This window comes from Rhodospirillales bacterium (assembly GCA_023898765.1).
Taxonomy (GTDB): domain Bacteria; phylum Pseudomonadota; class Alphaproteobacteria; order Micavibrionales; family Micavibrionaceae.
Genome location: CP060238.1, coordinates 544,107 through 559,248, shown reverse-complemented (window position 1 = coordinate 559,248; position 15,142 = coordinate 544,107). Strand labels below are relative to the sequence as shown.

Genomic DNA, 15,142 nt, shown 5'->3' with positions numbered 1-15,142 from the left:
CGGGCTAGCACGGGGGTATAATGTATAAAATATGAAAAATCAAACGGTTTTTTTGAGGGGTAAGTCATAAACCAAGCGCCGCAGCTCCTGCTGCGGCGCAAATAGTTTATTTTATTAGACTTAATTAATGTTTAAATGATGATATTCCCGTCATTCACCATTTCCACGATATCAAGGTCGCCGACGTCTTCCAGACGGGCCACGTCAACCGCGTTCGCCGCATCGCCGGAACCGGATACGTCCACGGAAATCACCGTGTCGCCGCCTTCCTCGCGCGCATATACGAACTCATTGATCGCTTCGGCCACCGCCTGATCGTCCCCATCCAGCAAAGCAGACAGGTCCAGATTGTCGCCTTCCGCAGCCTTGAAGCCCATAATGGTCGCGGCGCTTTCCTGAATAGCCCCGAAGAGGAAACTATCCGTTTGTCCGTCCTGAGCATAAAGCTCGACAGCCGGTTCTGAAGCGCCCTCGACTTCCTGCGTCTGGAACCATGCATCCACAATCTGGCCAACCGTGCCGTCTTCATACGTGAATGTCGATTCATGGCTGACCCAGTTGCCTGCAAGCGTGTAGTCCACATCCGCCGCGCTCAGGCTGATCGAAGCGATCCCCATCTGCGCCAACGTATACATCTCCGCACTATCGCTCACGCCGTCCGCATTGACATCCTGCCACACAATCAGGTCGTTCCAGATCGCATCCCGCGCATCTATCACACCGTCATTGTTCGAGTCGTAGCTGGCCAGGTTCGCAAAACCGTCCGCATACACATCGGTGTTTCCGAACAGCTCGGACTGGTCGTTGATCACGCCGTCTCCGTTCCGGTCCAGCGCCAGCAGCGCATCGTCCCGCGCAACCCAGCCAACCTGTTCCAGATCGACATCGTTGTCCATGTCAAACAGGATGCCAGCTTCCAGACCAACAAGTTCCACGCCGTCCCCGTCCAGATCCAGGACAAGCGGGTCATAACCGATCGTCTGATAAAAGTAATAGGCTGACATCTCGGCATTGGCCACATCCGTATCGCCATCCGAATCCCGCATCGTGTAGGTAAAGTCGATGCTATCCTCTCCCCAGTATGACATCCAACCCGTCCAGGTATCACCTCGCGCGTGAAAGATAGCTGTCCCGTCGTCATGAACTTCCAGGGAACGGGGGCTTCCCAGATCAACAGTTACAACGCCGCCCGGCGCAGTCGTCAGGTCATACGTCGTGCCGTTCACCGTGAAATTCGTGACCTTCACATCGCCATTGTCCGCACCGGGAACGTCGTTCGACAACAAATTAATCGTGCTCGTCCGAACCCCGTAAGCGGCACTGACAGAATCGTCCATCGCCACAGGACCGTCATCGCGAACATTGACGATCACGCTGCCTGTTCCCGTATCCCCGTCCGCATCCGTTGCCGTTACGCCGAAGTTCAGCGTAATCACATCGTCAGGATCGCTCGCGTCCGCATGGTCCAGGGAAGCAAACTGCTGATAGCTGTACGTGCCGTCCGCATTCACCTGAAGCGTAAAGACCGTCGTGCCCCCTGCGGCGCCCGTATAGGTATTGGTCCCCGCATTGAACGTCACTGAAACCGCAACACCATTGTGTGACAGCGTGCCGCCAAGCTGGGATCCACCGGAAGAGAAGAGTCCGCTGCCGCTCAATGTGCCCGGACCGTCCCCGCCATAGTTCACGTTCACCGTGCCCGGCTCCACAATGTTCAGGTTCGTCTCGTCCACCGTTTCCACCGCGTTCACAACGATAGGTTCATCGTCATGTGCCGTGACTTGAATAGACAGGTTCGCCGTATCGCTATCGCCGTCATAATCCTTCATAGCGTAACTAAAGCTATCCACGCCATCCACATCATCGACAGTCACAGTATACTCATAGCTTCCGTCACTGTTCATGACGAGCGTTCCATACGCTCCGTTAATGGTTGCAGACCCGCCCGCCGGGACAGCCGCTGTCGTGCCGCCAAAAGTGACTTCGGTAACCGAACCCGGCTCATCTGCGCCAACATTGTCGTTGGCCAGAACATTACCTGAAACGGAAGTCGCAGGATCAGTGAGGCTGGTCGTGTCGTCCATTGCCACAGGACCGTCATCATAGACACTGATCCTGATACGGCCTGTTCCCGTATCGCCATCCGAATCCGTTGCCGTCACACCGAAGTTCAGCAAAATCATATCGTTGGCATCTGCGGTGTCCGCATGATCCAGACCCGCAAGCTGCTGGAACGTGTAGTCCCCGTTTGTGCTGATCTGAAGCGTAAAGACCGTGACCGCACCGGCAACACCTGTATAGGCATTTGCGCCTGCATCGAAGGTCACCACAACCGGAGTCCCCTCGTGTGTCAAAACGCCGCCCGCTCTCGAACCGCTGGACGTAAAGCGCCCGTCTCCCATCAAAACGCCGGGCGTATCTGCGCCGTAATCTATGGTCACTGTGCCGCTGACCGTATCAAAACCGTCCGTCTCATCAACGGTATTTCTTGCGTTGATAACATTCGGCTCATCATCCGGCGTTACCTGAATAGACAGTTCTGCCGTATCCGTATCGCCTTCCGAGTCCGTCAGGCTGTAAGTGAACATTTCAATCCCGTCAGGATCTTCTGCCGTAGCCTGATATGTCCAAGCGCCGGTTGCATCCATCGTGAGGGTTCCAAACTCCGCCACGATCGTTACAGATCCTCCCGCCGGAACCGCATAGTCCGTTCCGTCAAAAGTCACGTTTGTCACCGTGCTCGCATCGTCCTCGCTCATCTCGTCATTGTCTGTCACATTTCCGGAGATAAGTCCGTCTTCTTCTACCATGGCACCAAGATCGTCATATGCCACAGGCGCGTCATCGTGAACGTGAACCGTAATCGTTCCCGGCGCCGTATCCCCGTCACCATCCATAAGGGTTATACCGAACTCCAGCGTAATAATATCGTTCGGATCGGTTGAGTCGGCGTGATCGATTGTTTCAAGCAATTCAAATCTGTAATCGCCATTATCCTGCACTTCGATCGTAAAGATCGTCGTGCCGCCGGCTGTTCCTACATACCCCTGCGCCGTCGGAGTCACATCAACCGGGATACCTTTATGGGTCAAAGCACCGCCCATCAAATATCCGCTTGCCGCAAAAGATCCGCTTGAAGAAATCGTGCCGCCACCATCGACACCAAAATCTACATCCAGATGCCCGTTCAGAACCATCGGTCCCGGTGTCAGGTTTGTTTCATCTGCCGCAATCTCTTTCGAAACGGCCACAGGCTCGCCATCCGGCGTCACACGAATATCGAGTGTCGAAACCGAGGTATCACCATCCCCGTCCATTAACGTGTAGGTGAAGATTTCATTTCCGTCCGGGTCTTCTGCTGTCGCCTGATAAGAATAGGTTCCGTCAGAATTCATGACGAGCGTTCCAAAGCCGGCAGTAATCGTCACAGATCCGCCATTTGGAATATTGTAAGTTGTGCCGCCAAATTCTATTTGCGTGAGATGACTGTCTCCATCTTCGCTCAAGTTATCATTTGCCCGGACATCCCCTGTGATAAACTGGTCCTCTTCTGCGCTGTTCCAGTCATCGACCGTGGAAAGTCCGTCATCGGCCACATCGATTGTGATGACGCCGCTATCGGTATCTCCATCGCTGCTGACCACATCCACGGAGAATAGGAGCTGAACAATATCGTTATGATCAGAACCATCCGGATGATCCAGCGTCTCATTCTGCGTATAAACATACTGGCCCGTTGCCGGGTTGATCGTCAGCGAAAAGACGATGGCCCCGCCGGCCGTGCCGACATAACCCGCACCTGTCTGTATCACGACAACCGGCACGCCGCCCGATGTTAAAGCAATCGCGCTTCCGCCGGCCATTGCTTCGAAAACGCCTGCAGGCTGAACGGAGCTGACATCCGCGCCAAAATCCGTATCCAGCGTATCCTGATAGACAAGCGGGCCTTGATCGAAATTGGTTTCGTCTACATTGCCCTGGCTATCGCCGATCGTCGGCACATCATCTTTCACACGGATATTGACGGTTGTGCTGACGCTGTCTCCATCCCCATCCGTAACATCCACACCAAAATGAAGATCGATAATCTCGTTCTGATCGTTTGGATTACCGTGATCCAGCGAATCCAGAAGCGTGAACGTATAATCGCCGTTATCAAGAATTTGTAACGTAAAGATCGTCGTGCCGCCGGCTGTTCCGACGTAGGTGTCACCCACCAGAGAAACCGTAACAGGCACGCCCTGGTGCGTCAAAGCACCCCCTGCCATATCTCCGTCAGCAGAGAAGTCATTATTGGGCGTTACATGTCCGGTATCGTCCGCACCAAGATCAAAGTCTACAGTCCCCGTAGCTACAGCGCTGCCGATATCCGTTTCATCAACCACATTGTGAACGCTGTGAGCTATCGGCGCATCATCGGCAACAAAAACCTTCAGTGAAGACGTAACGCTGTCACCATCCGCATCCACCGCCTTGATCCAGAACTCCAGAGTAATCACATCCTGCGGGTTAGCCGGATCGGCATGATCGAAGGGTTTGTATTGCGTATAATTGTACGCTCCGGTTTGAGGATCTATTGCAAAGGTAAAAACAGGATCGCCGCCGGCAAAGCCTTCATACCCGTCGGATGTCTGGGAAACAACAACCTCAACACCCTGGGATGTAAGTGTAGAACCAACCGACCCTTTTGCTTTGAAGATATTGACCGGAACAATATGGCCTGGCGCATCTCCACCGTAATCAGCAACAACAACACCCGTTGCAACCAGTGGCCATACATCGCTCTCATCCAGAAATTCTTCGGGAAAAACAACTTGAGGTATATAGTCCGGCGCAGCCTGTACAGAAGGCTCTTCAAGGAGAATATTCTCCGGTACAAATTGAGGCGCTTGATAATTCAGTTGTGTTGGATTAATAGCCCCAATTGCCTGAGCGTCCGAGAACGGCGCGGCGGAAACCGTGCTTCCGTAACCATATCCGCTATTCGAGCTCGAAGCAGACGGCTCCCCTGCGGCAGGTTCAACATCTGCAAGCGCATTGGCCAGCTCGGCCAGTTCATCAAGGGATTCTTCCATGGTTTCTTCGCCTGCGGCGGGCTCTATATTGGCAACGTCGTCACCTGACTCCGTTCCGGTACTTGCAACCTCTGCGCCTTCCACTTCAGAGTGGCGAATCGTTGTTTCCTCCACTTCTTCTTCAGCTTCAGCCAGAACTTCCCCGCTATCCGGTCCGCCCATAACAAGATTTTGAATCGTTGCAATCAGCTCTTCATTTGTTGCTGTGCAGATTTTGCTTTCCATGCCAAGTTCAGGCGCATCGTTCCACGCCATGGCTTCTTCATAGTTCGTCAGAATAATCTGACCGCCGTTCGTAAATTTCATGACGAATTGCCCGTCTTGCGTATAAGCTTTCTCGGGCGTAGACATATCAAAATTAAATATATAGTCCTGACCGGGCTCAAGCGTAATCTCGCGTATAACACCTTCCGCCGGCTCGCCGATCATCATTTGATTGTCGTTATTCGACTGGGCCGCAAGGGAGTCGGCCAGACCATTCTGGAGAAGGGCAGGATCAACCATGGTTCCATCGGCAAGGTAGAGGAGGTTCCCGCCGTCAACCAAAGATTGGAAATTCGCAATCGTAAGCGTTCCGCCATCGACAAAGCTGATCTCCAGACCGCCATTTGCATTCACACTGATTCCGCTCATATCGCTGGCATCAAAAGACAAATTCGCAGAATCTCCTTCTGGAATAATGTAATCGATGGACGTCCCCGTTTCTGGTTGAGCCAGAATTAAAGTGTTACAAGTCATTTGTGCCTCTCCTCTTTTAAAACCGCGGTTTCCCTTTGTCCCAAGATCGAATGTTAGCGATAAAAGCTAAACAAAGTGTTTACGAAAAATATTTTTTGCCCTTTAAAAAATATCCATAAACAGCTAACAAACATCCCTACATTTATTATGTTAAAGAATACGGGTGAGACGGCGCAAATTTTTTAAGGGGGCTGATTAAGACTCTGTTAAGATTTAGCGCACAGCAACACAAAAACCAAAAACGCCGTGACTTTCATCACGGCGTAATTGATTGTTTTTATTCAGATTTTGAAGTTTTCAGGACCTAGACAATGATATTCCCGTCATTCACCATTTCCACGATATCAAGGTCGCCGACGTCTTCCAGACGGGCCACGTCAACCGCGTTCGCCGCATCGCCGGAACCGGATACGTCCACGGAAATCACCGTGTCGCCGCCTTCCTCACGCGCATATACGAACTCATTGATCGCTTCAGTGACACCGTCATGCCCTTCCAGAACCAATGACAGGTCAAGGCTATCGCCTTCGACGGCATTAAAATCGACAATTCTATTCGCGGCATCGCCAATCGCCTGAATCAGGAAGTTATCTGCTCCAACCTCGCCATAAGCCGTTGCATCGCCAAGCACTTCTATCTGGTTTTTGTCGCTTTCAATTTCCTGTATCTGGAACCATGCATCCACAATCTGGCCAACCGTGCCATCTTCGTACGTGAATGTCGATTCATGGCTGACCCAGTTGCCTGCAAGCGTGTAGTCCACATCCGCCGCGCTCAGGCTGATCGAAGCGATCCCCATCTGCGCCAGCGTATACATCTCCGCACTATCGCTCACGCCGTCCGCATTGACATCCTGCCACACAATCAGGTCGTTCCAGATCGCATCCCGCGCATCTATCACACCGTCATTGTTCGAGTCGTAGCTGGCCAGGTTCGCAAAACCGTCCGCATACACATCGGTGTTTCCGAACAGCTCGGACTGGTCGTTGATCACGCCGTCTCCGTTCCGGTCCAGCGCCAGCAGCGCATCGTCCCGCGCAACCCAGCCAACCTGTTCCAGATCGACATCGTTGTCCATGTCAAACAGGATGCCAGCTTCCAGACCAACAAGTTCCACGCCGTCCCCGTCCAGATCCAGGACAAGCGGGTCATAACCGATCGTCTGATAAAAGTAATAGGCTGACATCTCGGCATTGGCCACATCCGTATCGCCATCCGAATCCCGCATCGTGTAGGTAAAGTCGATGCTATCCTCTCCCCAGTATGACATCCAACCCGTCCAGGTATCACCTCGCGCGTGAAAGATAGCTGTCCCGTCGTCATGAACTTCCAGGGAACGGGGGCTTCCCAGATCAACAGTTACAACGCCGCCCGGCGCAGTCGTCAGGTCATACGTCGTGCCGTTCACCGTGAAATTCGTGACCTTCACATCGCCATTGTCCGCACCGGGAACGTCGTTCGACAACAAATTAATCGTGCTCGTCCGAACCCCGTAAGCGGCATTGACAGAGTCGTCCATCGCCACAGGACCGTCATCGCGAACATTGACGATCACGCTGCCTGTTCCCGTATCCCCGTCCGCATCCGTTGCCGTTACGCCGAAGTTCAGCGTAATCACATCGTCAGGATCGCTCGCGTCCGCATGGTCCAGAGAAGCAAACTGCTGATAGCTGTACGTGCCGTCCGCATTCACCTGAAGCGTAAAGACCGTCGTGCCCCCTGCGGCGCCCGTATAGGTATTGGTCCCCGCATTGAACGTCACTGAAACCGCAACACCATTGTGTGACAGCGTGCCGCCAAGCTGGGATCCACCGGAAGAGAAGAGTCCGTTGCCGCTCAACGTGCCCGGACCGTCCCCGCCATAGTTTACGTTCACCGTGCCCGGCTCCACAATGTTCAGGTTCGTCTCGTCCACCGTTTCCACCGCGTTCACAACGATAGGCTCATCATCCCTCGGCGTGACGCAGAAAGAGAACTCTGCGGTGTCGCGGTCGCCGTCATAATCTTCCAGGACGTAGGTAAAGTTGTCTATTCCGTCCGGGTCGTTGTTATTGGCCGTGTAGGTATAAGCCCCGTCGCTGCCGATCACCAGCGTGCCGTAATGACCGGAAACCGAAACCGTCCCGACCAGAGGCACGCTGTGATGCACGCCGTTAAACACCACTTCCACAACATTCGTCGGACGGTCTTCGCTCAGCTCGTCATTGCTTCTGACATTCCCCGAAACGCTGTGGCTTTCTTCCACAACCTGATGCCCGTCGTCATACGCCACGGGCGCATCGTCATGAATATGGATCAGGATATTCCCGGCCGCTTCGTCCCCGTCGCTGTCCGCTATCGTCACACCGAAATCCATCGTGATAATGTCGTTCGGATCCGTCGCGTCCGCATGGTCGATATGATCGAAAAGCTGGAAGCTGTAATCGCCGTTATTCTGGATATCCAGCGTAAAGACCGTCACGGCCCCGGCCATACCCACATAGCCCGTCGCCGTGGTCGTCACAACCACCGGAACGCCGCCGGATGTCAGGGCCCCGCCCATCAACGACCCGCCGGGTGTAAAGGTCCCGCTGGGCGTAATCGTGCCGGCCCCGTCAATCCCAAAATCCACCGCCAGATGCTCGTTAAAGATCATCGGACCCGGCGTCAGGTTGGTCTCATCCACCGCCAGCGTATCCGAAACCGCCACAGGCTCGCCGTCCGGCGTCACGCGGATAGACAGGCTCGCCGTATCGCTGTCCCCGTCATCATCCCGAAGCGTATAGGTAAACACGTCCGTCCCGTCCGGGTCCCCGATATCCGTCGCCGTGTACGTATAGGTCCCGTCCGAATTCATCACAAGCGTCCCCAGAGAGGTCGTAATCGTCGCAGACCCGCCGCCGGGAACAGGATATGTCGTCGCCCCGAAGACCACCTGCGTCACGATATTCGGATGGTCTTCGCTTAAGTCGTCGTTGGCCACAACGTCGCCCGTAATAAACTGCCCTTCTTCCGCGCCGTTTATGTCGTCAACAGCCACAGGGCCGTCGTCGGCCACCTCAATCTTGATGATGGCATGGGCCGTATCATGGTCGATGCTTTCCACTTCAACCCCGAATTTCAGCAAAATCACATCGTCGGGATTGCCTGCATCCGGATGATCCAGCTCTTCATTCTGCGTATAAACATACTGCCCCGTCGCTGGATTGACCGTCAGCGAAAACACGATGGTCCCGCCGGCCGTGCCCACATAGCCCGTCGCCGTGGTCGTCACGACAACCGGAACGCCGCCCGACGTCAATGCAAGCGGGTTGCTGCTTTCATCCAGCGCCTCAAAACCGCCGTCCGGACCGATCGACCCGATCTCCTGCCCGAAATCCGTAATCAGCGTATCCGAATAGACCAAAGGCCCGCCATCCAGATTCGTTTCGTCCACATCGCCGTTGCTGTCGCCAATCGTCGGCACATCGTCTTTCACGTAAACCGTCAGGACGCCGCTATCCGTATCCCCGTCCGAATCCTCCGCCTCAACTCCGAAATTCAGGTTGATGATATCGTTCGGATCATTCGGATCCGCATGATCCAGAGTTCCCAAAAGCTGGAAGGTGTAATGACCGTTGGAATCCACATCCAGCGTAAAGATCGTCGTGCCGCCTGCAGCGCCCGTGTAAACTCCCGTCCCCGCATTGAACGTCACAACAACAGGAACGCCGCCGGACGTCAAAACCCCGCCAAGCTGCGAGCCGCCCGATGTGAAAACGCCGGTGCCCGCAAACGTCCCGGGACCGTCAGCCCCAAAATCCGCCTGAAGAAATCCCGTCTCCGTAATCGGACCCAGATCCGTCTCGTCCACAACCTCCACCGCAGGTTGAACCAGCACCGGTTCATCGTCCGGCGTGACGCAGAAAGAGAACTCTGCGGTGTCGCGGTCGCCGTCATAATCTTCCAGGACGTAGGTAAAGTTGTCTATTCCGTCCGGGTCGTTGTTATTGGCCGTGTAGGTATAAGCCCCGTCGCTGCCGATCACCAGCGTGCCGTAATGACCGGAAACCGAAACCGTCCCGACCAGAGGCACGCTGTGATGCACGCCGTTAAACACCACTTCCACAACATTCGTCGGACGGTCTTCGCTCAGCTCGTCATTGCTTCTGACATTCCCCGAAACGCTGTGGCTTTCTTCCACAACCTGATGCCCGTCGTCATACGCCACGGGCGCATCGTCATGAATATGGATCAGGATATTCCCGGCCGCTTCGTCCCCGTCGCTGTCCGCTATCGTCACACCGAAATCCATCGTGATAATGTCGTTCGGATCCGTCGCGTCCGCATGGTCGATATGATCGAAAAGCTGGAAGCTGTAATCGCCGTTATTCTGGATATCCAGCGTAAAGACCGTCACGGCCCCGGCCATACCCACATAGCCCGTCGCCGTGGTCGTCACAACCACCGGAACGCCGCCGGATGTCAGGGCCCCGCCCATCAACGACCCGCCGGGTGTAAAGGTCCCGCTGGGCGTAATCGTGCCGGCCCCGTCAATCCCAAAATCCACCGCCAGATGCTCGTTAAAGATCATCGGACCCGGCGTCAGGTTGGTCTCATCCACCGCCAGCGTATCCGAAACCGCCACAGGCTCGCCGTCCGGCGTCACGCGGATAGACAGGCTCGCCGTATCGCTGTCCCCGTCATCATCCCGAAGCGTATAGGTAAACACGTCCGTCCCGTCCGGGTCCCCGATATCCGTCGCCGTGTACGTATAGGTCCCGTCCGAATTCATCACAAGCGTCCCCAGAGAGGTCGTAATCGTCGCAGACCCGCCGCCGGGAACAGGATATGTCGTCGCCCCGAAGACCACCTGCGTCACGATATTCGGATGGTCTTCGCTTAAGTCGTCGTTGGCCACAACGTCGCCCGTAATAAACTGCCCTTCTTCCGCGCCGTTTATGTCGTCAACAGCCACAGGGCCGTCGTCGGCCACCTCAATCTTGATGATGGCATGGGCCGTATCATGGTCGATGCTTTCCACTTCAACCCCGAATTTCAGCAAAATCACATCGTCGGGATTGCCTGCATCCGGATGATCCAGCTCTTCATTCTGCGTATAAACATACTGCCCCGTCGCTGGATTGACCGTCAGCGAAAACACGATGGTCCCGCCGGCCGTGCCCACATAGCCCGTCGCCGTGGTCGTCACGACAACCGGAACGCCGCCCGACGTCAATGCAAGCGGGTTGCTGCTTTCATCCAGCGCCTCAAAACCGCCGTCCGGACCGATCGACCCGATCTCCTGCCCGAAATCCGTAATCAGCGTATCCGAATAGACCAAAGGCCCGCCATCCAGATTCGTTTCGTCCACATCGCCGTTGCTGTCGCCAATCGTCGGCACATCGTCTTTCACGTAAACCGTCAGGACGCCGCTATCCGTATCCCCGTCCGAATCCTCCGCCTCAACTCCGAAATTCAGGTTGATGATATCGTTCGGATCATTCGGATCCGCATGATCCAGAGTTCCCAAAAGCTGGAAGGTGTAATGACCGTTGGAATCCACATCCAGCGTAAAGATCGTCGTGCCGCCTGCAGCGCCCGTGTAAACTCCCGTCCCCGCATTGAACGTCACAACAACAGGAACGCCGCCGGACGTCAAAACCCCGCCAAGCTGCGAGCCGCCCGATGTGAAAACGCCGGTGCCCGCAAACGTCCCGGGACCGTCAGCCCCAAAATCCGCCTGAAGAAATCCCGTCTCCGTAATCGGACCCAGATCCGTCTCGTCCACAACCTCCACCGCAGGTTGAACCAGCACCGGTTCATCGTCCCGAACGGTAAAGGAAATGGAAGCCGTATCCGTATCCCCATCAAAATCACGAAGGGTATAAACGAAGGCATCTACGCCTGAATTATTACTGCTGCTGTTAAAAGCCGTATAGGTATAAAGCCCGCTGGAATGAATAACCAAGGTTCCGTGCTGTCCAAGGATAGATGTAGACCCTCCATTTGGCACGGGATAGTCCGTTCCGTTTAACCTTACGCTCGAAACAACATTCGAGTCATCTTCACTCAGTTCGTCATTATTCGTGACGTTACCGGAGGCAACGCCGCCGGACAGCACATTTGCATTCCCGTCATCATGCGCAATCGGCGCATCGTCCTGAACGGTGACATTCACGACCGTGTTTGCCGCATCCCCATCGGAATCTGTGGCCACAATGCCAAAATGCAAAACAATTTCATCGTTCGGATTGCTTGCATCCGCGTGATCAAAAGGCTCGTTCTGCGTGTAAACGTAATCGCCCGTGCTTGGATTAATCGCAAAGGTAAAGACAATTGTTCCGCCCGCCATGCCAAGATAACCTGTGGCTGTCGGAGAGACGACAACCGGAACACCGCCGGATGCCAAAGCGCCGCCCATCAACGATCCGCCGACGCTGAAACTTCCGTTCGGGGCAATGGTACCCGGTCCGTCATTCCCAAAATCAACAACAACCGTACCGCTCCCGACAAGCGGCCCCAGATTCGTCTCATCCAGAACATTTCCCGGAGGAGACACCAGATTGGGCCTGTCATCCTGCGGAAGAGGGGGTTCTTCAAGAAGAGTAAATTCTGGAAAAAACTCGGGAGCCACATAATTAAGGGCCGTTTGTCCCAACGGTCCGATCGCGCCCGGTGCGTTCAAAGGATCGTCGCCCGGCGCACTTGCAAAACCATATCCTGTGTTTGCCAGAGACTCGCCGGCAGCCGGCTCGACCTGTGCAAGTGTCTGCGCCACATTTTCGCCGGCGGCCGGCTCGATTTGCGCGACTTTTTGAATTTCAGATGTCCGAATTTCGGCCTGAGGCTCCTCTTCTTCGCCGGCGGCCGGTTCTATATCCGCAGGAACCTCTTCACCCGGAACGGCCATGACAAGATCCTGAATGGCTGCGACAAGCTCTTCATTCTTCACCTCGCAAACCTTGCTGCTCATGCTAAGCTCAGGCGCATTGGCTGACGCCATGGCTTCCGCATAATTTGTCAGGACGATCTGCCCGCCGTCATCAAAAGAAACGACAAACTGACCATCGTCTGTTGTAACAGCTTTCCGAGGCGTATTAAGACCAAATGTAAAAACATAGTCTTGCCCTTCTTCAAGCGTAATTTCCCGAATGACCCCTTCCGCCGGACGATCAATCAACACCTTGTTGTCATTGGCTTCTTTGATGAAAGAACTTCCCAGACCGCTTTGAAGCAGCACGGGATCAACCATCGTTCCATCGGATAAATAGAGGAGATTGCCACCGTCAACCAGCGCCTGGAAGTTCACAATTGTAAGGGATCCGCCATCCACGAAGCTGACCTTGAGGGCGCCGTCCTGTGTCAGACTAATGCCATCCATATCCTGAGGCCCGAAGGACAACCGCGCCGACTCTCCTTCCGGAATTCTATAATCGATAGAGGCTCCCGCTTCTGGTTCCGCCAGAATTACATTATTACACGTCATTTGCGTCTCTCCTCAAAAACTCGTGAATGACAGGGCTTCCCTGCACAAAGTAAACAATTCGTTAATATGGCCATATTTATTAGCGCTTTTCGGAGTCATATGTCAATGATTATGTTAAAAATCATCCCTTTGGGTAGTCCTTATGGATAACAAATCACACCCCTCCGAACAACCGATATTTCACGTCCGTAAACTCTTCCAGCCCCATATTCCCTCCTTCCCGTCCAATGCCGGATTCCTTGATTCCACCGAAAGGCGCCAGTTCCGTTGCCAAAAGCGGTTCATTGACAGCCACCATGCCGTATTCCAGGGCATCGGACACGCGCCATATCTGGCTATAATCCCGGCTGTATATGTAAGAAGCCAATCCATATTCCGTATCATTTGCCCTGTGTATAACATCTTCTTCCTCTTCAAAGGAAAAGAGGGCGGCCACAGGACCAAAAACTTCTTCTCTGGCGATTCGCATCGTGTCCTTCATGCCCGTCAAGACAGTCGGCGCGTACCCCAAACCGCAGCGATCTCCCCCCGTTTCAAGCTTTGCGCCTTGTGCCAGCGCCTCCGAAACCAGGCCTTCCACTTTCCGGACAGCCTCCTCATTAATCAGCGGCCCAATGGTCGTTCCTTGCTGGTCGCCTTTGCCTACACAAAGATCTTTAACCCGCTCTACCAGCTTGCCGGAAAATTCGTCATATAAAGAGGCATGAACGTAGATCCGGTTGGCGCTCGTGCAGGCCTGCCCGGCGTTGCGGAATTTACAGGCCATGGCGCCGTCCAGGGATTGCGCCAGATCTGCTGAGGGGAAGACAATAAAAGGCGCATTGCCTCCAAGCTCCAGCGAAAGTTTTTTAATTTGCGGCGCGGCTTTTTCCATTAACAGCTTCCCCACAGCCGTAGAGCCGGTGAAGGATATTTTTTTTATGCGGCGATCCTCTGTCAACACATCGCCTATTTCGGGCGTGTTTTTTAAAGAAGCCGTCACAACATTGAATATTCCCGCGGGAAAGCCCGCTTCCTGCGCCAGCGCTGCCAGCGCGAGCGCGGAAAAAGGGGTATCTTCCGCCGGCTTCAAAACGACCGTGCATCCGGCCGCAAGCGCCGGCGAAACCTTGCGCGCAATCATGGCGGAAGGGAAATTCCACGGCGTAATCGCCCCCACGACACCGACCGCTTCGCGCGAAACAATAATTCGGGCATCCCTTTTGTGTGCGGGGACAAAATCGCCATAAACACGCTTGGCTTCTTCGGAAAACCATTCGACAAGCGCAGCGCCGCCCAGAACTTCGGCTCTGGATTCCGCGAGCGGTTTTCCCTGCTCCAGCGTCAAAAGCCTTGCGAGATTCTCGGCATGCGCCCGAATAAGTTCAAACCATTTATGGAGAACGGCAGCCCTTTCCTTCCCCGTCTGCGCTTTCCACGCCGGGAAAGCCTCTTGCGCAAACGCAACGGCCCGAAGCGCATCGGCCCGCCCCATATCCGGGACGCTTCCGATTTTTTCCGAATCGGCAGGATTGGCAACGTCGAAAACATCGCCTGTTTCAGCCCCAACCCACTGTCCGCCCAAAAAAGCTTTCGTTTTAAGAAGGCCGGAAAAATCTGAAGCCATTGTCTTTCAGTCCCTTGTCGTTGAATAAAGCAATCTCGTTTGAGGAAGAGTCTAGGTGAGTCGCGGCAGGAAAGGAAGAAAAACCGCCGGGTTTTCATTCGCTTCTTAAGCCAAACCCTTTCTGCCTTCCTTCAAAACTTTTCTTGTTTTGACAAAAATATCTTGTTTTCTTGAAATAATATTTCTTTTTTTAGAGAACGGTTTTGTGGATAAATCTGTGCTCTAAATAAATTCCCAAAAGAGTCAAAAAGAGTTATTTGTTGCAATAAAATTTCA

3 protein-coding genes are annotated in these 15,142 nt (G+C 54.2%); all 3 read right to left on the bottom strand.

The genetic code is table 11. The annotated features are described in order from the left end of the window. Positions 1-131: 131 nt before the first annotated feature. The 3 genes from H6853_02730 to H6853_02720 all read right to left on the bottom strand — a co-directional run bounded on the left by H6853_02730 (position 132) and on the right by H6853_02720 (position 14,866). A complete protein-coding gene (locus H6853_02730) occupies positions 132-5,813 on the bottom strand; it encodes a type I secretion C-terminal target domain-containing protein (GenBank protein ID USO04205.1) in 5,682 nt (1,893 codons plus the stop codon). Between the two features lie 304 nt (positions 5,814-6,117). Continuing rightward, the gene (locus H6853_02725) at positions 6,118-13,260 is read right to left on the bottom strand and encodes a type I secretion C-terminal target domain-containing protein (protein ID USO04204.1); all 7,143 of its coding nucleotides are present in this window, start codon (positions 13,258-13,260) and stop codon (positions 6,118-6,120) included. A 154-nt stretch (positions 13,261-13,414) separates the two neighbouring features. Next, positions 13,415-14,866, bottom strand: a complete 1,452-nt coding sequence (locus H6853_02720) for an NAD-dependent succinate-semialdehyde dehydrogenase (protein USO04203.1) — start codon at positions 14,864-14,866, stop codon at positions 13,415-13,417. Positions 14,867-15,142: the final 276 nt, after the last annotated feature.